This is a genomic window from Methanococcus aeolicus Nankai-3 (assembly GCF_000017185.1).
In the GTDB taxonomy this organism is placed as follows: domain Archaea; phylum AGJL01; class Methanococci; order Methanococcales; family Methanococcaceae; genus Methanofervidicoccus; species Methanofervidicoccus aeolicus.
The window spans coordinates 551,972-573,101 of record NC_009635.1; the positions used below are offsets into that span (position 1 = coordinate 551,972).

21 protein-coding genes and 1 pseudogene are annotated in these 21,130 nt (G+C 29.0%); 9 read left to right on the plus strand and 13 right to left on the minus strand.

Translation table 11 applies throughout. The features are described from left to right. Nucleotides 1-83 precede the first annotated feature (83 nt). Nucleotides 84-302 (plus strand): hypothetical protein, encoded by a 219-nt coding sequence (locus MAEO_RS02670; protein ID WP_048062358.1) that lies wholly within the window; start codon nucleotides 84-86, stop codon nucleotides 300-302. A 150-nt stretch (nucleotides 303-452) separates the two neighbouring features. Here the strand turns inward: MAEO_RS02670 and MAEO_RS02675 are convergent. Further along, a pseudogene (locus tag MAEO_RS02675) lies at nucleotides 453-832 on the minus strand (dihydroneopterin aldolase family protein). Between MAEO_RS02675 and MAEO_RS07790 the strand changes: the two are divergent. The 4 genes from MAEO_RS07790 to MAEO_RS02690 all read left to right on the plus strand — a co-directional run bounded on the left by MAEO_RS07790 (nucleotide 821) and on the right by MAEO_RS02690 (nucleotide 4,514). Continuing rightward, nucleotides 821-1,093 carry a hypothetical protein gene (locus tag MAEO_RS07790; RefSeq protein WP_011973255.1) on the plus strand — a complete coding sequence of 91 codons (273 nt, stop codon included), beginning with the start codon at nucleotides 821-823 and terminating at the stop codon, nucleotides 1,091-1,093. The pseudogene MAEO_RS02675 and the gene MAEO_RS07790 overlap by 12 nt on opposite strands. A gap of 471 nt (nucleotides 1,094-1,564) precedes the next feature. Further along, nucleotides 1,565-1,936, plus strand: a complete 372-nt coding sequence (locus tag MAEO_RS02680; RefSeq protein ID WP_011973256.1) for a 4Fe-4S dicluster domain-containing protein — start codon at nucleotides 1,565-1,567, stop codon at nucleotides 1,934-1,936. A 50-nt stretch (nucleotides 1,937-1,986) separates the two neighbouring features. Beyond that, the gene (locus tag MAEO_RS02685) at nucleotides 1,987-2,514 is read left to right on the plus strand and encodes an OsmC family protein (protein ID WP_011973257.1); all 528 of its coding nucleotides are present in this window, start codon (nucleotides 1,987-1,989) and stop codon (nucleotides 2,512-2,514) included. Nucleotides 2,515-2,993: 479 nt separating this feature from the next. Next, nucleotides 2,994-4,514 (plus strand): alkaline phosphatase, encoded by a 1,521-nt coding sequence (locus MAEO_RS02690; protein WP_011973258.1) that lies wholly within the window; start codon nucleotides 2,994-2,996, stop codon nucleotides 4,512-4,514. A 73-nt stretch (nucleotides 4,515-4,587) separates the two neighbouring features. Here MAEO_RS02690 and MAEO_RS02695 read toward each other — a convergent pair whose 3' ends face one another. Continuing rightward, nucleotides 4,588-5,706, minus strand: coding sequence for a hypothetical protein (locus MAEO_RS02695; RefSeq protein ID WP_011973259.1), 1,119 nt, complete (start codon nucleotides 5,704-5,706; stop codon nucleotides 4,588-4,590). 241 nt (nucleotides 5,707-5,947) lie between these two features. Next, nucleotides 5,948-6,097 (minus strand): hypothetical protein, encoded by a 150-nt coding sequence (locus tag MAEO_RS07865; RefSeq protein ID WP_232202539.1) that lies wholly within the window; start codon nucleotides 6,095-6,097, stop codon nucleotides 5,948-5,950. Nucleotides 6,098-7,018: 921 nt separating this feature from the next. Between MAEO_RS07865 and pyk the strand changes: the two genes are divergently transcribed. Together pyk and MAEO_RS02705 are read left to right on the plus strand one after the other, a co-directional pair. Next, the gene (gene pyk, locus MAEO_RS02700) at nucleotides 7,019-8,371 is read left to right on the plus strand and encodes a pyruvate kinase (RefSeq protein ID WP_011973261.1); all 1,353 of its coding nucleotides are present in this window, start codon (nucleotides 7,019-7,021) and stop codon (nucleotides 8,369-8,371) included. Between the two features lie 94 nt (nucleotides 8,372-8,465). Then, entirely contained in the window at nucleotides 8,466-8,993 is a 528-nt protein-coding gene (locus tag MAEO_RS02705) for a 3'-5' exonuclease (protein ID WP_011973262.1), read from the plus strand. Between the two features lie 189 nt (nucleotides 8,994-9,182). On the opposite strand, the gene nadA is transcribed toward MAEO_RS02705, so the two are convergent. The 8 genes from nadA to spcS form a co-directional block, all read right to left on the minus strand. Then, nucleotides 9,183-10,100 carry a quinolinate synthase NadA gene (nadA, locus tag MAEO_RS02710; RefSeq protein ID WP_011973263.1) on the minus strand — a complete coding sequence of 306 codons (918 nt, stop codon included), beginning with the start codon at nucleotides 10,098-10,100 and terminating at the stop codon, nucleotides 9,183-9,185. 61 nt (nucleotides 10,101-10,161) lie between these two features. After that, nucleotides 10,162-10,791 carry a hypothetical protein gene (locus MAEO_RS02715; RefSeq protein ID WP_011973264.1) on the minus strand — a complete coding sequence of 210 codons (630 nt, stop codon included), beginning with the start codon at nucleotides 10,789-10,791 and terminating at the stop codon, nucleotides 10,162-10,164. 114 nt (nucleotides 10,792-10,905) lie between these two features. Continuing rightward, a complete protein-coding gene (locus tag MAEO_RS02720; RefSeq protein ID WP_011973265.1) occupies nucleotides 10,906-11,943 on the minus strand; it encodes a DUF1786 domain-containing protein in 1,038 nt (345 codons plus the stop codon). Between the two features lie 18 nt (nucleotides 11,944-11,961). Beyond that, nucleotides 11,962-12,693, minus strand: a complete 732-nt coding sequence (locus MAEO_RS02725) for a glycosyltransferase family 2 protein (protein WP_011973266.1) — start codon at nucleotides 12,691-12,693, stop codon at nucleotides 11,962-11,964. Between the two features lie 277 nt (nucleotides 12,694-12,970). Continuing rightward, on the minus strand, nucleotides 12,971-13,645 hold the full coding sequence (locus MAEO_RS02730; protein WP_011973267.1) for a hypothetical protein: 675 nt from the start codon (nucleotides 13,643-13,645) through the stop codon (nucleotides 12,971-12,973). A gap of 257 nt (nucleotides 13,646-13,902) precedes the next feature. Further along, the gene (locus MAEO_RS02735) at nucleotides 13,903-14,085 is read right to left on the minus strand and encodes a hypothetical protein (protein ID WP_011973268.1); all 183 of its coding nucleotides are present in this window, start codon (nucleotides 14,083-14,085) and stop codon (nucleotides 13,903-13,905) included. Next, nucleotides 14,082-14,864, minus strand: coding sequence for a cell division ATPase MinD (gene minD, locus MAEO_RS02740; protein WP_011973269.1), 783 nt, complete (start codon nucleotides 14,862-14,864; stop codon nucleotides 14,082-14,084). The genes MAEO_RS02735 and minD overlap by 4 nt, the downstream gene beginning before the upstream one ends. Then, complete coding sequence (spcS, locus tag MAEO_RS02745) at nucleotides 14,833-16,266, minus strand: O-phosphoseryl-tRNA(Sec) selenium transferase (RefSeq protein ID WP_011973270.1); 1,434 nt, start codon at nucleotides 16,264-16,266, stop codon at nucleotides 14,833-14,835. Before spcS ends, minD begins: the two co-directional genes overlap by 32 nt. A gap of 177 nt (nucleotides 16,267-16,443) precedes the next feature. Here spcS and MAEO_RS02750 point away from each other — a divergent pair, with 177 nt between their 5' ends. Both MAEO_RS02750 and MAEO_RS02755 read left to right on the plus strand, forming a co-directional pair. Continuing rightward, nucleotides 16,444-17,235: an ATP-binding protein gene (locus MAEO_RS02750; protein ID WP_011973271.1), complete on the plus strand. Its 792-nt coding sequence runs from the start codon at nucleotides 16,444-16,446 to the stop codon at nucleotides 17,233-17,235. A gap of 2 nt (nucleotides 17,236-17,237) precedes the next feature. Continuing rightward, nucleotides 17,238-18,230: a CPBP family intramembrane glutamic endopeptidase gene (locus MAEO_RS02755; RefSeq protein ID WP_011973272.1), complete on the plus strand. Its 993-nt coding sequence runs from the start codon at nucleotides 17,238-17,240 to the stop codon at nucleotides 18,228-18,230. A gap of 69 nt (nucleotides 18,231-18,299) precedes the next feature. Here the strand turns inward: MAEO_RS02755 and MAEO_RS02760 are convergent, their stop codons facing one another. Beyond that, entirely contained in the window at nucleotides 18,300-19,586 is a 1,287-nt protein-coding gene (locus MAEO_RS02760; RefSeq protein ID WP_011973273.1) for an amidohydrolase, read from the minus strand. A 65-nt stretch (nucleotides 19,587-19,651) separates the two neighbouring features. Beyond that, complete coding sequence (locus MAEO_RS02765) at nucleotides 19,652-21,076, minus strand: TldD/PmbA family protein (RefSeq protein ID WP_011973274.1); 1,425 nt, start codon at nucleotides 21,074-21,076, stop codon at nucleotides 19,652-19,654. Nucleotides 21,077-21,130 lie beyond the last annotated feature (54 nt).

Genomic DNA, 21,130 nt, shown 5'->3' on the forward strand with positions numbered 1-21,130 from the left:
ATATCCTGAAAATAATTCCACCACCAAAGATACTAATGTGATATTTAATAAGATACTAATGTGATATTTAATAAGATACTAATGTGATATTTAATTTTCTAGAAGATTTTGAGAAAATAAATAAAATAAAAATTGAAATTCTTGCATATTATGTGGATAATACAAATAATAATATATCTTATGATAATGTTTATGTAGATAATGTAGAATTGTGGAAATTAATAAGTAAGGATAATGGAAATTCAACAACAATATTTAAGATTAATTACCACAAAGCAGAAAATATTTTGAATGATAGATAATTAACCTAACAGTTGATAAAAATCCAACAAATGATAAAATTCAAATTAAATATATTAACTTAACAGTGGATTATACCTGACTCAAACATCAAAACACCAATCCCAACTCCTGCAATAATTATCAGCATTTTAGCAATATCTATTATAATACTAAAAGATAGATAAGATGACCCATAAAATCTCTTCAACATACATTAGTGGATAATCTAACTCCTTTATATATCTCAATCTTAACGATGCAAGGTATCATTTACCTTTATCTTTAATTTAACATTTAACATATTGCCATCCAAGAAACATATTTATCTTCTTTTAAATCCCCAATAATTTCCACCTGAATATCTTCAACATAGGGCTGGTTTTTCATAGCCTCTTCAATAGAGATTTTTCAAGTATTTCTTTATTTTTTAAACTTATAGGAGCTCCAACGAATTGATGAAACGGAGCTCCTAATGTAATACCACTTCAAAAACTGCCCTTTCCCTATCTGATAAATTTTTAAAGTAGCTATTAACGATTTGGAAATAAATCCATGTGACATTACCGTCTTAACCGATAGAGAGTTTAAAGACTTTGAAATAATAAAAATTTTTGAACGATATGGTTGCAATTACATAAGTTTTATTCCGAAAAATATTAAGGTTAAATACTATCTCGAGTATGGATATAAAAAAGAGGGGGATTGGAAGTTCAATTACTTTATTGACTACAAAACTATTCCAAAATTAGTTATTGCAGAAGACGAGATAATTACAAACAACGAAAGAAAAAAGTATATTATACCTTTTTAACCAACATAGACTTCGAAAATTCAAAATCCTATATAAACATATAAAAAACGATGGAACATCGAAACAAGATTTAGAATGCTTAAAGATGTAATTATAAAAACGAATATCCTCTCTAAAAGCTAAGTTGTTCCTTTTTATGATTAGATGCGTTATTCATAATTTATGGATTAAAATACGAAATGAAAAAGAAAGTGAAAGTATGTCTCTAAAATTCCTCATCATCGAAGTGGGTAATCTATTAGCTAAATTTGATTATTTAAATGTAGTTATGAGTAATACTCAGTTGTGCATGTTTAATGCATATTCGTAGATACTGATATAAGCATATAGTTATATATTCATACATTTAAAATTATTTAAAATATATTAAAATTAATCAATATATCGGAAAGTTTAAATATAATAATTTCTATTTAATATATTTGTAAATATCAAAAATAAAAATAAAAAATAATAAAAAAAGGTGAAATAATGAAAGATTTGCCTGTAATTGGGAAAGACCCTTTGGGAAGGACAATAAAAGATTTTACAGTAATGCCTTGGTGGGGTGTAGATAGAAAAAGTATAGAATGGTACCCTAAAATAAACTACGATGTATGCACAGGCTGTGGTATATGCTATATTACATGCGGAAACAGAGTAGTATTTGATTGGGACAAAGAAATGAAAAAACCTGTTGTTGCAAGACCATACAACTGTGTAGTTTCATGCACCACATGCGGTAATCTATGCCCTCATGATGCATTAATATTCCCAGATAGGGAATATATGCATGAAGTTATTATCAAAGAAAAAATTCTTAAAAAAGCTGCCAATAAATTAAAAGAACATGATTTAATATAAAATAATATAAATTCTTTTATTTTTTACAATATAAAATTTTGGTGAGTTCTATGAAAGAAATGATGTGTGAGATGATGAAAAATATGAAACCTGAATTTATGATGGAAATGATGGATGAAATGATAGATTCAAATATGGCAGAAAATTTTGCACCTAAGATGATGCCTAAATGTCTAAATAATTTTTTATCAAAGATACCTGAAAAAGAAAGAGAGGAGTTAATAAAAAAAATCGTTGATATTATAACATCCAAATACTACGATGAAGGCATAAATTCAACCTTTGTAAAAGAATTTGAAACTGATGTAAATATCAAAGGATTAAAGGTAGCATCAAAAGGGGGAAAAGGTTCAGTGGGGGACAAAATTAATCCTATGGATTTATTTTTATCCGGATTATGCGGTTGCACAGCCATTGCAGTGGGGAGGACCTTGGAGGAGCTCAGTATTAAGGGAACAGTTAAGGTAGATGGTTCTGTTAAAAAAAGTTTTGAAAAAGGATGTATTGAACAAATTACATTGAACATCCATGTAAAAATTGAAGATAGCAGTAAGTCAGAAGAGGAGCTCACCACATAATAATTCCATAATTATATGATTAAGTAATATTTTTAAATGACACAACCAATATTATTTATACCACTTCATATAAATGATAATTTAAATTATCATAATCACAATTATCATAATAAAAAGTGATACTATGTTTGTAGATAGAGAGCATGAACTCACATCAATTGAAGAAAAATTAAACAGCAAATTGTTTTGAATTTACTTTAAATATATTTTTCTAAATTTATCTGCGATTGAGAAAAGATTATAATATATTCTAGATAAAAAGGGATTATAATTAATATTCAGGTATGATTTTGATTTATAATTGCATAATTATATCATTGTAATTATCCAATCAATATGATTGAATTTTAGGAGCTATATAATTTAAAAAATGTATAATTGTATATCATTTAGTTCATATTTTATGAAATAAAATTCAATAATAGAAAATTTTATATACTATATTATGAACAAATAATTATGTATATGGAGGTGAAATCTTGAAAAAAGCAATAGGCATATTAGGTGTAATATTCACAATATTCATATTGCTGGCATCTCAGGCGAGTGCAGCAAAAAGTAATGCAGAATCAGCATCAGCATTTAAGTCAAATGGAGTTAAAAATGTAATAATCTTGATAGGGGATGGAATGGGATTCAGTCAGTTGAAACTAACTAAGCAGTGTTATGGTCATTTAAGTATGGAAGATATTCCATCCACAGGTTTTGAGCTCACCGACTCATTAAGTGGTGAGGTTACAGATTCAGCAGCAGCTGGAACAGCAATTGCCACAGGATTTAAAACTTACAATGGGATGATTTCAACAATAAAAAAAGGCGAAATTAAAAATGTGACAACATTATTGGAATTGGCAGAACTATGCAATAAATCCACAGGATTGGTATCAACAGCAAGAATTACCCATGCAACTCCTGCGGTATTTGCTTCCCATGTTGAAGATAGGGACATGGAAAAAGAAATATCTAAACAGCTAATAGAGCACAAAGTAAATGTAATGTTTGGTGGCGGTAAAAAAGAATTTGACAGCGATACCTTGAATATGGCAAAAAATTATGGATATAATATTGTTTATGATAAAAAAGGATTAGAATCAGCAAATGGAAATTATATATTGGGATTGTTCTCAGATAGTCATATACCTTATGTATTGGATAGAGATGAAAATACACCAGGATTATTAGATATGACTAAAAAAGCAGTAGATTTATTAGAAAAAGACAATGATGGATTCTTTTTAATGATCGAAGCTGGAAGAATTGACCATGCAAGCCATGCCAATGATATTGCGTCAGTGGTGGCTGAAACAAAAGAATTTGATGATGTTGTAAATTACTGCTTAGATTATGCAAGGAAAAACAAAGATACTTTGGTTATTGTTCTTGCCGACCATGAAACTGGTGGACTGGCTGTGGGGACAGGATACGGTAATCCAGTGAATGAAGAAAAAATATTAAACATAAAAGCAAGCACCGACAAAATGGCAAAAGAAATAAAAAGCGGAAAGGACCCGAAAGAAGTTTTAAAAGAATACGCAGGAATAACATTAACCGATGATGAAGTTAAATTGATAAATGATGCTAGGAGCTCCGATAACAAGTATGCCCTTGGAAATACCATAGCAGAAATCATTGATGAAAAGGTTGGAGTTGGATTTGTATCCCACAAACACACCGGAGCTCCTGTGCCATTAATGGTGTATGGAAAAGGTTCTGAGAATTTTAGGGGATTTTTACACCATGTAGATACAAGTAAGGAGACGGCAAAATTGATGTTGTTTGGAAATACCAACAAATACATAAAGAACTACGGCGTAAGCAGTTTAAAAGGAGATGCAAATGGTGATTTTGTAATCAACAAAGATGACGCATACGTTACATTAATGTCCTATGTTGGGGAAGAAGTTGATACACAGAATGAAGAAAAATTAGATATGGATAATAATGGATTGATTGATTACATGGATGTTGCCATTATAATGAATAAGGCGGAATCCTACTAAGTAGTTTAAATTCAAACCATCTATTATTGTTATTATTTTATTTTTTCCTTGTATTTAAGAGATTTTGATTATTTTAGTTTATGGTTATATTGTATTTTGAAACCTCATCAAAATATCCCAAAATTGATAGATATCCATTATTGTTTTCATCATTTTGTACATATTTATCACCATAATATCTTTGATGAGGATAATTGGAGATACCATAATAATATATTTTAACCTTGAATTTTTCCCCATTATTTATGTTTTCAAGGTTTTTTACGCCGTACCCTATCAATGTGTTGTTTTCATTGTAAAAATTTACTTTTATGTAGATTTGCGTATTATCATCTGCGATATTCTCTCCAATTAACTCCACATAAGGTCTTCCATTGTCTGACATTAGTTTTTGACTGATTATTTTAGTATCATTTTGATGACTAATCATAGGATAATAATCTATACCAAAAATAGGGAATAACTTGCATTTTGAAATTGTGTAGTTGTTATACACCCAATCGTTGTTGTTGGTTTTAAACTTGAATGTCTCATTTGGTTCTATATTGTATAAATGAACCATATTTTGACCTATTAGTGTGTTATTTTTATCGTAGTATTTTATAAAAACATATCCATCAACAGATTTATTATTAGTATTTTCGCCTATAACTTCGATAATCTGGCTGTTGTTGTGTTTTAAAATATTGTATCTAATTTTAACAGGTACTCCGTGGTTTCCATTTTCATTGTAAAATAGCGTATCTTTATAACATTTTACCGATAAATTAACTGTTGATACGGAATCAACATAGTTTGAAGGACATTTTATTTTTGCTTTAAATGTTTCGCCCGGATTTATATTATCAAATTTTTCTTTGAAACTACCTATTACATAGCCATCTGAATCATACAATTTGGCATAGATAACACAATTACCTGAGATATTTCCAATATTTTTACCAATTACCTCTATGTATGCGTTGTTGTGGTTATTATTGTTGTTATTCCCCTTATCACCATTGTTTTCAAATATTAACTTATAATTAACTATCTGAATTAGGTTTTGCTCCTCCATCATATCTTCAAATGGTATTGCATTTCTAGGGTCATTGATGGAGCTCCATACAAAATAAATAGATGATGCTATTATGATTATCAGTACAATATTTATCAAAATCGATATACTTAGAAGTATATTTTTACCATTCATACATACATCCCTTTGCAAAATTATATTTAAATAAATTGAATATTTTATTATTTGATAATATCATATTGTAATTGATATATAAATATGTTATTACTAAAAAAAGTAAATTGTTGAATATTAAAAATGTCTTTAATTAAAAATTTTAATAAAATGTATGAAAAATAAAAAAATAATATCAATCAATAAGTTGTTAATATTAAAAATAGAGATTAAATATCTTTAACTTCATTCCAGCAATTTTTTACAACTTCAACAGAGTGTTTAAATGCATAAGTTCATCATCGCTTATTTTTATAGGAACTACTTCTTCTATTCCGTTTTTTCCAACTTTAATGGGAGCTCCACTACATACATCTTTTATTCCATTCATTTTTTTCATAGCCACTTTCAAACAACGCCTTTTGAGTCATTACATTAACGGGATTTGTTAATATACACAATTTTGTGTCGCAGTCTTTTGAGGTAATATAATATGGTATAGAATATACCCATTAATAAAATAATAGATGCTAATCCAAAAAACAGTAAAAATGGCGTATTTCTATATTTTTTATGCGTTATATATTTTATAATGAGATAACTATCCGGAAATAAATAAATCATTAGATTGTTCATTAATGTGTTATTGTCCATTTACACAACCTCGTAAAAATAAATATAAAAATAAATATAAAAATAAAATATTATTTAAATTTATTATATTTTTTTGTGGTTTTATGGAGCTCCGTAATAATACTCCGTAATAATAATTTTATAATATATAAATATATAAATATATTTTACTTTTTTAAATACTCCTTTTTAATAGCAAAGTAAATCAAAAATAGAACACTAAAACGGTTAATATTAAACTATATCTATTTATTTCTATTATTAAAGCGTATATCTCGGCATTAACACTATTTCATCATTCTAAGCTGTACGCCATGTCCGATAGCTAACCCTGCCGAGAATAATATACGAATTTTTGCTGTATTGTATTCATACTATGGGAATCTTCCCTATCTTACAACTCGCCCAAAAATTCATTTAAAAAAATCATATACCTTCAATTTCGAACCCGCTATCATAGCAAGGTTATCCATAAGCTCCATGTAGGTCGGTTTATTGAAGATATATATTGTATGCTTTTAAACTATATATATCTTTTGAATTTTATAATAAATATAAAAAATATTTTAGGAGTTTTAGGAGCTCCCCCACATTTATAATCTCACTTTTATATAAATTAATTTAGGAAACGATATATAAAATAAACATGCATAATAATGCATGTCTAAAAAATATTATTGCCACGAGGGGGAGGGAGAAAATGAAAAATAACATATTTAACCGTAAAACTAAAATATTAATAACAATGGGCCCATCTATCGAACGAGTGTTGGAAAAATCAGCAAATATAATTGATGGAGTTAGGTTTAACATGTCCCATGCTAAGATTGAGGAGATGGATAAATATATGGAAATATTGAATAAAAACAATATTGCAAAATTAATGGATTTAAAGGGAAATAAATTACGAATTAAAACAACCAACATATCAAGTATAAAAGCGGGAGAAACAGTAATAATTGGTAAAGATGTAATATTGTCCCACCACCCAGTAAATGAGGTGGAAATTGGGCATTTTATACTAATAAATGATGGAAAGGTTAAATTGAAAATAGATAATATTAAAGATAATTTAATATATGCAACGGCGATAGTTGGGGGAGAAATAAAACAAGGCAATGGAATAAATACTCCGGATTCGAGTTTAAAAATGCCAATAATCGCCATTGAAGATATTGAACATATAAAATATGCGATTAAACATGATTTTGAATATATTGCACTATCATTTGTTAGAAATAAAAACGATATAATCAATTTAAAAAATATTTTACAAGAGTATAATGGAAATATACCAATAATAGCTAAAATAGAGACAAAAGAAGGTTTAAAAAACATAGAGGAAATATCAATATATGCAGACGGAATTATGGTTGCTAGGGGGGATTTAGGTGTTGAAATTCCTATTGAAAATATTCCTGTAAAACAGAAGGAAATAATAAGGACGGCAAATAAACACGGAAAAATAGTAATAACTGCAACTCAAATGCTTGATTCAATGGTAAATAATCCATACCCAACGAGAGCGGAATTGACAGACATTGCAAATGCTATATATGATGGAACAGACTGTATAATGCTATCAAATGAAACATCAATAGGAAAATACCCTATAGAAGCTATTAAGGTAATGGATAATGTTGCAAAAATATCTGAAAAAGATATCGATAAATTTGGGAGAAAAACAAAATTGGGGAGTTGCTCAACTTCAATAGGCATAGCTTATGCCACATATGCACTTTTTGAGCAATTACGCCCCAAAATAATATTAACGCCCACATGGTCGGGAAGTAGTGCCAAACTTATATCCAAATTTAAGCCTTCAATTCCAATAATTGCACCTACGCCCAATATAAAAACATTTAGAAAATTAAGACTCGTATGGGGCGTTACTCCTGTTCTTTCAGATGAAGTTCATAGTATTGACGACATTTTAAATTTATCAAAAGAAATAGCTAAAAAATATATTGATACTGGAACATATATTATAACTTTGGGGCATCCAATTGGCATGAAAAAGACCAATTTAATTAAAGTGGAAACAATTGAATAGAAAAATAATAATGATAATAATGCAATAATAAAAATAACATAGTTAAGTAATATGCTAATAATAATATAACTAAACTATTTTAAAGGCTGATGCAATGATAATCCTAGATTTTGAAACAAATACCCGCAAACCATATGATGTGATAGAAGTAGGAGCGATAAAAGTTGCTTTTATTGATGGAGAATATAAAAAGATAGATGCTTTTCATCGTTATTATTATTCAAAATATGGCATAAATCAACGAGCTTTAGAGGTGCATAGATTAACACCACAAAAAATAAAAAATTTAAGAGGCGGTGAAAATTATGCTAAATATTTTAGACAGGATAATGAATTTATAGAGTTTTGCCAAGATTGTAATACTTTAGTAGCACACAATATCACTTTTGAACTTAGATATTTAGGAGATATGGTAACTTTTGATAATCATATTTGCACAATGGCACAAAATAAACATATAGTAAGAGCTGTCGATATTAGGGGCGGGTTGAAACCTCCAAAACTTATTGAGGCGTGTAATCATTATGGGATAGATTTTGATGAAGAACAATATCATAGTGCCATTTACGATGTAACAAAAACATTAGAAGTTTTAAATTGTATGGATAACCTAACTTTATAAAATTAAATGCAAGAAGCTACAAACAGAAAGGGGAGGAATACGCTACAAAGTGTGAAATTCTAACTTTTTGATGATAAAATACATCTATAGTTTATCAAACTTATATGAGTAAAATCGCTCATTCATCAAGTCAATCGTTAGATGATGAAAGATAAAAATAATAATAAAAATAATAAAAATATAAATATATTAAATATTCAACATTCTTTCAATTGATTTTTTTGCCTGTTCAATGACCTCTTCATCAAGGGTTATTTCATATTCTTCATTGATTAAACATTTTTCTACTTTTTCAAGTGTCATTTGTTTCATCGGGTCACAAATAGCATCTTTTCTAAGCGGTATCAATTTTTTTGTTTTACCTGCCTTTTTTAATTCATGGTTTAACCTAACTATCATATCGCATTCTGTTCCTATTATTATTTCTTCTGCTGGAGTTTCCAGTACAAATTTAACCATTCCGCCTGTGCTCAATACGGCATCGGCCAAATCTTGAACCTCAGGGGCACATTCTGGGTGTGCTATGCATACAGCATTAGGATATTGTTTTTTCGCGGCTATAACATCTTCTTTTTTAAATTTCTGATGAACATAACAACCTCCATCTTTTGGGATGCAGATTATTTCTTTATCTGTTCTTTTACTTACAAAATATCCTAAATTATTGTCTGGTCCAAATAATATTTTATCCTCTTCAAATGAATTTATTACTTTATCCGCATTTGCAGATGTGCAAGTTGAGTCAGCTATTGCCTTTGCAGAAGCAAGGGTATTTACATAAATTACAACTTTTGCATTAGGGTGTTCTTTTTTTGCATCCAATATGATTTTTGGAGGTAATTGGTGTGCCATTGGACATTCTACATCCTTAATCTCAGGAATTAAAACTTTTTTATCCTTATTTAATATTTTTGCAGTTTCAGCCATAAAATCTACGCCACAAAATACAATAATATCCGCAGTGGTTTCTTTGGCAATAATACATAATTCCAATGAATCCCCCACAAAATCAGCAATATTTTGAATTTCTTCTGGCTGATAATTATGTGCTAATATTATAGCATTTTTTTCTTTTTTGATTGTGTTTATTCTTTCTATTATATCCATATTATTCCTCACTAAATTGTTTAAATATTAATCGTAATATAATTATTTCAGTTATTTTTTATTATTTATTAATTTTATTTATTATTTTTAAGCACTCAATAATCATTTTTTTAGATATTTCATCCAATATATATGGGGTTATGGGAGCTCCGTCTCTAATATACCTACCTGTGCCAACCACAATGTGCCCTTCATTTTCTATATTCACATAATTTACAGGGCCATCAGAGTAAATGGCATCTCCAACTTTTACAGTTTCCTCTATGCCAAATACTCCATTTGTCCCTATTGTTTTTATGTTGTTTTTTTCGCAATGCTTTATAATTGCTTCTCTGATGGGAGTGGTATCTCCTCCAGCTATGCAAATAATTGCAACATCTCCTTTTATCGATTGAACGGTTTCAATAGTTATATTTTCACAAACTGCTACGACTTTATCACTGAAAAAGTCTTCGGCAAATTTTGCCTTATTTTCTCCAATTTTTGCCCCATATTTTCTATGGATTATATCATTTTTAGCAATATTGGCACCATCATATGCAAATATTTGGAGGGGTCCTCCCCTATGGACTTCGATTAAATCCATTATTACTCTGATGCCCAATCTTCCACAGCCAATAACCGATACTGTGCCTTTTGGAACAAGTTTTTTTTCTAATTCTGTTATATTTTCATTAACCATAATAATCATTATTGGTTTATTGTATGACTATATTATAATCATTACTAGTTTATATTATTTATAGGTTTATATATTATATACTATGTATATTAATGCCACAGATTTATTATATATTATTTTTTACTATTTTTCATAATTATAATTATAATTATAATTATATGCATTTAAAAGCCCAACACAGCCTGTAATCATGACATCTCCCCCAGGATATACATATTCCCCATACTCCTTAAATAATGCCCTATTTGGGCCAGATATTAGTATCTTTTCAGGATTTATTCCCCCTACAACTGTTGCACCATGGCCCCTATCATTGAATATTTCTTCATTGGTGAGTGTGCCATTTATCATCTTATTAACTATTTTGTTTAATTTTACGGGCGTTAATAATCTTGTATGGTGCTCAAATAATGCTTTTATTTTTCCATCTTTTATACTAACTCCCAAGGTGTGCCCATTTCCAATATCTAAACCAACAAATTCATTTATATCGTTTTCTTTCGCATAATGAAGTATGCCACATATCGATGCAACTTTACTATCCATTACAAATCCGCTGTGTCCACTATTTTTTAGATATTGTATAATACTATTAAATCTTGAAAATTGATTTAATTGCTCTGTTTCTTGTTTAAAAATATATTCAAACGGATTATCTGTTATTTGCAATAATTCTTTGAAATAATTAAATCGTGTAATTCTATCACTTTGTCCTTTTACAAAACCATGGTCTTGACATCCAACACATACAAAATCAGGACGGAACTCTTCCCCAAATTCTTTAAATATATTTTCTAACATTTCAAAATTTAAATCGCCGAATATAATATTTGGATTATCTATTTTATCCTTTATTATTATTCCCCTTCTTCTTACGACATCTAAATCATCTCTAATTGTAGGAGCCGCATTTTTAGATATTTCTATTTTATATCCTTGTTCTTGGAGCTCCGAGATTGCCCTATTTACAGGACCTCCTCCCATAATACTACCATCAATTTTTAAATCCTCATTTGTATTTTTTATTTTATTTGCAATAATACTTGTTGGAGATGGAAGTATAAGTTTAATGGCATTTTCTATATTATTTTTATTTTTTTCAGTGTTAAAATAAATTATATCCTGAGTCCCTTTTCCAATATCAATACATAATATATTCATTTAACCGCCTCTTTTACCCTATTTATTATGTAATATAAATTTTGCAACTTCTTTAACAACATCTATTATTTTTTTTGTAGTGATATATGATATAGCATTGGGATGGTATTCAATGGAAATATATTCTTCAACAATCTTTGCCTTTCTTTTTGCTAATTGAAGGGCAACTAAATGCTCTACACTATAACCATCTCCAAAATACATATCATTCAAAAAATCCCCCTTGATAATCCTAAATCCACTTTGTATGTCTTTAAATATATGAAAGTTTAAAGCATAAATTGACACCATAACAGACATAAAAACACTTGCAAGATAATTTGAAATAATTCTATAAAATGGTATATGTTTATATCGCCTAATGCCAAAAACTGCATCAGCATCTTTTTTCTTTAATTTTTCAAACATTGGCAGTATATCTTTGGGTTTATGTTGGTAGTCCCCATCAATGTAGCAAATATATTTATATCCTTTTTCCAGAGCAAATTTAGTCCCCTGTTCTAAAGCCTTCGCCTTTCCTTCATTTGTGCTTTTAAATATGGTATATATTTTAACATTATTATTTTTGTTTTTATTGTTATTATTACTTGTTGTTTTATCAATATATTCTTTGACGATTCGTTTTGTATTGTCCGTAGAACCATCATCTACAACTATTGAATCAAGATTTAAATTAGATAATTCACTTAGAACTTTTAATATATTTTTCTCCTCATTATATGCAGGTATAACCACAATTAAATTTTTCATGCTTAATCCTCAAAATAGCTATTTATATATTGATAAAAAGAATTATAAAATAAGATTATAGTAAATTCAATAACTGTCCATTATCTGTCCTAAATCATTGGAATATTTCTCTGTTGCTGTATCGCCATAAGAGATTTTATATCCTTCAACTAATGGTACTGGAAATTGTTCGAAAATTGACTATATATTTGCATAATTATTTGATAAATCGCAATTGATTAATATCATTAAAGATCCGAAATATTAAGGAAAAAACTTTTAAGTAAAATATACATAATCACTTAATATCGTAAAGGAATATTATCGTTATTGCAACAATTGCCCCCATTATAAGCCCCATTACTATATACCACATATTATTACTTGATGCGCCGTTTTCAATATTTGTAATATTTTTTGACAGATTGTTATCTTTGTTAATATTTGTGGTTATATTTTCGAAACTTGATGTATTGGGGGAGCTCCCATTTTCAATATTTTTAATTATTGTGTTGTTTATTGTATTATTTTCAATTTCAATTGATTCATTATTTATGGTAGTTTCTGAATTGGGGGCCATATTGGATTTATCTGTTATATTTATAATATTGTAAATCATAATTTTACTAACTAATGAATTATTTAAATAATATCTTAATGATACCACTATTTTATAATTATCCAATTTTTTACCAGTAATTATTCCAGTAAGGTTTCCTGTTGCAGTATTTTCCACATATGGCATATATATAGAACTATTATTGAAATCAACATTATCGGCTTTTGCCGTTAAACTAAAATTAGTAAATGGTTCCAAATTACTAATATTATAATTAACATAAATTATATCAAGATAAACAATACCATCATTAGTCATTTTTCCATAACCAACATCTATTTGCTCATGGCCATATGACATAGTTAAGATTAAACTAAATAATAATCCATATAGTACATATTGTCGTTTTTTCATAATATCACTTGCGCATATATATGCAATAAAAAATATATGGTGTGTTTAGGGCTCTTTATGATACTCCGCCGAGATTAAATAAAAACTCGAAGAGTTTTTATTTAATTATTCGTATGATGGGCCAGGGCGAATTAATATGCTAAATTCTTATAACTGCAATGAACAACCGTTTTGAATGTACATAATTAAATATATCATTTGATATCATATGGATGCCACATATAATTTATGTTATTAATGTTGATTTATTATATCGTTTAATTCCTGCCTTTAATTCTTCCTATTCTTTCATTTAACTTTTGCACTTCTTCCCTTGTGAGTTTTGTAGAGCATTTTATGGAATTTAATTCATTCTTCAACTGAATTACTTTACAAAACAATATCCCATTTATTATTAAGCTAATAATTGCCATGCCCAAGGCTAAGGTTGCATCTATCATTTTTTTCCACCAAACAATCCTTTAATGAATTTTTTAACCAATGATTTTTCCTCGGTTTTTTTAGGGACATATTCTTTTCCCGTTAGTTTTGCAGCAATTTGCATTATTGCCTGTGAAGCGGGTGAATCGGGGTATTTTAACACAATTGGCTCACCAAACGCAGCACTTCTTCTTATATTGGGGTCTTCTGGAATAATACCCAATATTGGGACTTCGAGTATGGTTTCAATAGCTTTTGAGCTTAATTCCGTATCCTCCAATGAAGCCCTATTAATTATGGCTCCAAGTATGTTAGTTTCAAATCGTTTTGAAATTGCCACTACCTTTAAGGCATCAGAAATAGAAGATATTTCAGGATTTACTAACAATATAAGATGTTCAGCAGCCGATATTGCAGTTAATGCCTCTTTACCAATTCCCGCTGGGCAATCTAATATCATAATGTCACACATTCCATACAATTTCGTTAAAACATCTGCTAATCTTTCAGGTTTTGCCTTTCTAAATGCATCCAATGAAATCCCAGCAGGAACAACCTTAACACCATTGGGGCCATCATAAATTGCATCCATAATATCGGCACGACCTGCTAAAACATCATTCAAAGTTATTGATTTTCCATCTAATCCCATGACAAGCTCTAGGTTTGCCATAGCAATATCCAAATCAAGTACAATTACATCTTTTCCAAATTTTGTTAATGCAACAGATAAATTTGCCGATGTGGTGGTCTTACCAGTTCCTCCTTTACCTGATGCTATTGCAATAGTTATTGCCATTCTTTTCACCCGACATTATATTCTTATTTTTGGCCATACTATATTTTAATTTATCAACTGCATTAATTATGTCTTTATTTTTAATGCCAATAGCCGCGTTCATTACAACATAATCGTATGGGAAATTTCCCAAATAACAATTTCCAAATTTATCGGAGCTCCTAACTCCCCTCGGACCGGTGATTCTTAAATTATATAATTTACCTGCTATTTCAACAGGGTCTGAATTCGTAGTAATGCATATAGATAATGGACTATCAATATTTAAAACTTTGTTATTGGTATTATTGGCAAGTTCGACTAGTAGGTCATGCAATAATTTTCTACTTTCTTTCTGCTGTTTCATAAGTTCTTTATAGTTATTTAGTCCAATTGATAACAATGAAACTAGCGTATTCACTATCGGGGTTGCACATGCTCGTCCAGGATATGTTTTTGATATTTCATTTATGAATTCTTTATCTTTTGAATAAATTATTCCCCCTCCAATCGGAGTTAATAAATTTTTATCGGAAGAACTTATAACGGCATCTACCCGATATTTAAATGCCTTTTTTAATCTATCAATATAATATTGATTTTGAATGGCATAGGCACCATTAATAATATGGGGAATATTATATTCTTCACAAATCTTTGCTATTTCTACGATATCATCACTTTTCCGAGGGGGGAAGAAGGTTAAAGTGCTTAATACACAAGGTATTTCTTTTTTATTATTTATATTATATTTAGTAGTATAAATATTGCTGTCCCCATATTTATCATTTTTATTTATTTCTTTTTTTATGGCATTTTCGATATCTTCAACAGGAACGAAGACAGATTCACCGTCTTCGGATAGAACCGTTTCAACCAATCTCATTTTTAATCCTGAAAAAGATACGGCTTTTATTGGGCTTTTATGTGCTGCGTATGGATAAATTACAGTATTACAACCATATTTTTTTCTTAATGCACTTAAACATAATGATATAGACATGCCTGTTGCTATGGGGGTGGCTATTGCTGAAACATTTAGCCCCAATTTTTTTAAGAAACTTGTTAATATGCTATTGGTTAATGAATACATCACACTTGCACCAGGTGCTTTTGGCTGTGGATCGATTAAATTTCCACTTCTTCCCACCCCATGACAAAAACCAGAAACTAATCTATTGTGGATATTTGAAGAGGTTCTAGCCTCCCGCTCCCCTATTCTTATAGATTTTGGGTCTTTATCTGTATCCATTAAAGATAGTAATTTTAAAAAAAGTTCTATCTCTTCATCACTCATTGCCTGTTTGGGAATTACTCTATGATTAAAAATATCTTCAATATTTTTTAAATTATCATTTAATACGAGTTTTCCCCTATTTTCCATATTTTTTGGAATTATTCCACTAATATTTAAATCAATCATATTAACATCATCATATTATATCATATATTTTATATTTAATGAATATATACATTATTAAATATTGTGTAATATTATTTTATTATTTATTATTTATTATTTATACCTTATAATTTATATTATTATATATTTTATAATTATATATAAATTAAATAAAACACCACCAAAATAAGGGATATTATGAAAATAGCAATAACTGGAAAAGGAGGAGTTGGAAAAACATTTATTTCTGCCACATTATCAAGATTATTTGAAAAGGACAATTATAATGTGGTGGCTGTTGATGCCGACCCAGATATGAATTTAGCATGTGCATTAGGTATTGATGAAGAGATAATTCCACTATCAAAAATGGACGATTTAATTGAGGAGAGGACTGGGGCAAAAGTCGGAGAATATGGGAGCGTATTCAAAATAAATCCTATGGTATCAGATATTGTTGAAAAATATGGCTACACGGTAAATGATGCAAATATCAATTTAATAGTTATGGGAACTATTGAAAAAGGCGGAGATGGCTGTGTATGTCCTGCATCCGTACTACTGAGGAGATTACTGAGACATCTAATTTTAAAAACCGACGAAGTTGTTATATTGGACATGGAAGCAGGAATTGAACATTTAGGTAGAAAAACTACTGAAAATGTTGATTTAATGATTGTAGTCGTAGAGCCATCCAAAAAATCACTTCTTACGGCAAACAGAATTAAAAAACTTGCAAAAGATATTGGAGTATCAAATTTATACTGCATAGTAAATAAAATAAAAAATAATGAGGAAAAAAAGCAATTTGAAAAAATATTTAATGAACAGGTAAATATTCCTATTTTGGGCTATATCCCCTACAGCAATGAAGTTTCAAAATGTGATTTGCAGGGAGCTCCACTTAATTTAAATTCCGAAGTAGGTAAAGATATCAAAAAAATATACGATAAAATTAAAAAAATAAAAAATAATAACACAGAGGAATAAAAATGGACATAACAACATTGACAAAATTAGCCATTCCTATTTTAATTATTATTGTATATACTGTAAATTTAATTAAAGGTATGCAACAACCCAAATTAAACAACGGCATTATTATATCCTTGTTATTATTAAATATGGCAATAATTTTGTCAATGTTTTTTATAAATACTACAAATTTAATTATGATTTCAATTATTTTAACTTCATTAATTTCTTCCCTATTGTTGTTAAATAAAAATATATTTGAATTGGCCGTAAAAATTTTAAAAATGGATTTGCAATGGGACGATATTGTTCATAGAACGGTATTTCCTATGTCTTTATATATTTTTATAAATCCTATTATTTATTTTACAATGAATGGAAATTTGGCCATTTTTTTAAATGGGGCATTAGACGCTATTTTTAATTTAATAAATATATTGGGATTTCAATTGTTATTATTTATTTTTGCATTTATGGGTATAGGTTTTGGAACTCGCAGAAGCTTAAAACAATGTATAAATAGGTTGGGCGTGGGAGCTCCCAAAATTTTATATATAATATTTGGATTGGTTGGCATATTTATTATTAATTTTTTGGTGTGGGAGCTCCCAATATACCTCACTGATTTAATGTCCTCCCAAATAAAAAATACCGTTGTAAATGCGCTAATTAACCAGTCTTCTAATGTGGAGTCCGCCGTTCAGGCTATGAAAGAAGCTATTCCCTCACTGTATGAAGTAATAATAATGGTTATTGTGGTTGGTGTTAGTGAGGAGCTCCTTTTTAGGGGAGCTCTCCAACCAAGATTTGGTAATTTATATACAAGTTTATTATTTTCGGTGTTGCATTTCCAATATTTATCAATTTTGGCATTTGTAAATGTGTTTTTAATAAGTTATTTATTTGGGATTATTAAAAATAGGACAAATACTTCCACCACCATATTAATACACATGATTTATGATTTTATAGCTTTTGGGGGACTATATTTATTGTATAATATAATATAATATAATATAATATAATATAATATAATATAATAAAGAATAAAAATTAGAATAAAAAAGAAAAAATAAAAATTATTCATCGGAATTATTTAATAATTTATTGTATGATTTTTCGGCATTTTCATAAACTTTTTCTTCATTAATATTTACCATTTTTCCATTATTTAATACAATTTCCCCGTCAATTATAACCATATCTACAACCCCATTAAAGGAATAAACCAAATGGGAATAAATATTTTCATTTGGTATTAAATAAGGCTTATTTATGTCTATTATAACAACATCGGCAAGAGCTCCCTCCACCAACTCACCGGCATTTAAACCTAAGGCGTTAGCTCCGTTTTTTGTGGCAAATTCAAAGGATTGAGATGCACTAACCACAGTAGGATTTAACGAATTTCCCTTATGAATAAGTGATGCCATTTTTATTTCTTCAAATAAATTTAAATTGTTATTACTACCACAACCATCTGTTCCCAAAGTTATTAATACGGTATTTTCCATTAATTTAGGAATTGGGGCTATACCAGATGCTAATTTTAAATTACTTATTGGATTATGCGATATGGCAATATTTTTATTTTTAATTATTTCAATTTCTTTATTGGATAGATGGACATTGTGGGCAGATATTACTTTTACACCGTTAAAAAATCCAAATGAATCCAAATATTCAAAAGGTCTTTTATTAGTCATTTCTTCTACGGTTTTTATCTCATCAATAGTTTCATTTAAATGTATATGTAGTGGAACATTGTATTTTTTTGCCAAATTATGGGATTCTTGTAGGAGCTCCATAGAACAGGTATATGGTGCATGTGGCGATACAGTTGGATTTATTTTTGGATTATTTAATTTTTGTATATTTTCAACAGTATTGACTGTTTCTTTTAATTCATTTTCCCTTTTCTCTTCGTCAAATAAATCAATCATTCCATAGCCCAAATATGCCCTAATTCCTGTTTCTTGAACTCCCTTTATAATTCCATTCATATAAAAATACATATCGTTGAATGTGGTTGTTCCGCTTTTAATCATTTCCATACATCCAAGCATTGTTGCATCATAAACAATTTTTTCATTTAGATTTGCCTCCATTTTCCAAATATAATTATTTAACCAGTCCATTAATGGCAAATCATCAGCAACTCCCCTAAATAATGTCATTGGTGTATGTGTGTGGGTATTTACTAATCCGGGAATTATTATTTTATTTTTTCCATCTATTATTTTTAAGTCCTTTCTGTTTAGGTTTTCCTTTTGTATTAGGTTTTTTCCTATTTTTTTTATCTTATTTTTTTCAATTAGAATGTCTTGAACTTTGTTATTTATGGTGGCATCTTGAATTAATATCATAATATCACTTTTTTATTTTAATTTATTTTTAAATATAATTAGATTATATAAATTATATATTAACATTAACATATCGTTGTTCTGGTTCTTACACTGCCCCCACCATCTCCTACTGGAACACTTTGACCTCCTTTACCACAATAGCCAATACTTAATTTAAATTCATTTGTAATGGCATCAATATTATGTAATATATCTAATATCTCCCCGCTTAATCCAGCATCTCGTAGTGGTGTGGTTAATTCTCCTTTTTCTATCATAAAAGCCTCAACAGAATTAAATTGGAACAATCCTTTTCCTGTATCTACCTGACCTCCTCTTGAACCTTTTAAATATATTCCATCTTTGGTATCTTGAAGGAGCTCCTCAAAATCCCAGTCCATAGGTTTTATGTAGGTGTTGCTCATTCTTACAATAGGTTTGTTTAATCCCTGAGCCCTACCGTTGCCTGTTAGTTCCATATCCATTCTTCCCGCAGTTTCTCGCGAATGTAAATATCCTTTTAATACTCCATTTTCGATTATTGTAGTTTTTTGCCCCTTCACTCCTTCGCTATCATATTTGTAGTATCCAAATGAATTATCAATATTTGGATTATCAATAACGCTAACAATTTCACTACCTACAACTTCTCCAATTTTATCTTTAAATACGCTATCATTTTGTAATACCAAATCAGCCTCCGAAGCATGTCCCACAGCCTCATGGATAAATACTCCTGCAAGATCTGGGTCTAATACTACATTAAACTCTCCCTTTGGACATTGTTTCGCTGTTAATAATCTTAGCGCTCTTTCTTTTGCATTTGTTGATAATTTTATTATTTTATCATAATTTATTACCTCAAAGCCATCGCCCCCTATTCTTTCAGAAGCATATTGTAGATTATTACTATTATTATTTCCTGACGCAACAGCAGTCATATACATAAATACCTTTGTTCTGTCTGATTCTATCTTTGTTCCTTCGCTACTCATAAATAATGAATACCCTGTGGCGTCGGAGTAAGATACCGATGTAGATACTATTTTATTACTGCCATTTGTGTTTGTAGTATTTTCATCAATCAAATTTTTATGGGATTCCAATAAATATTCCTTTTTTTCTTCTGTGGATATATCTTTCGGATTTATTTTAATATCTGATTTAATATAATCGGTATTCGTTGGAGTTTCTTTTAAAATAACTTTCTTTTTTGATTCATTATTTGCTATTTTGGCAACTTTATAGGCTTTCTGTATTAATTCTTTTATTTCCTTTAAATCTGTTGTATCAGCAGTTGCATAACCCCAACCATTTTCATAAAGCATCCTAACACAAACTCCCGATGACATTCCAGAGGATACTTCCTCAATTGTGCCATCTTTTAGTGTTATATGATTAGACTCGCCGTAGTTTAATCTAATATCGCAGTAAGTTCCTAAATCTATTAAATCCTCCAATTTTTCCAAATCCCCATTAGGGAATTCATATTCTTTTATTTGTTCCAATATCTCACCATAAATACTAAATTATTAATAATATAAATTATATTATATTAGTAA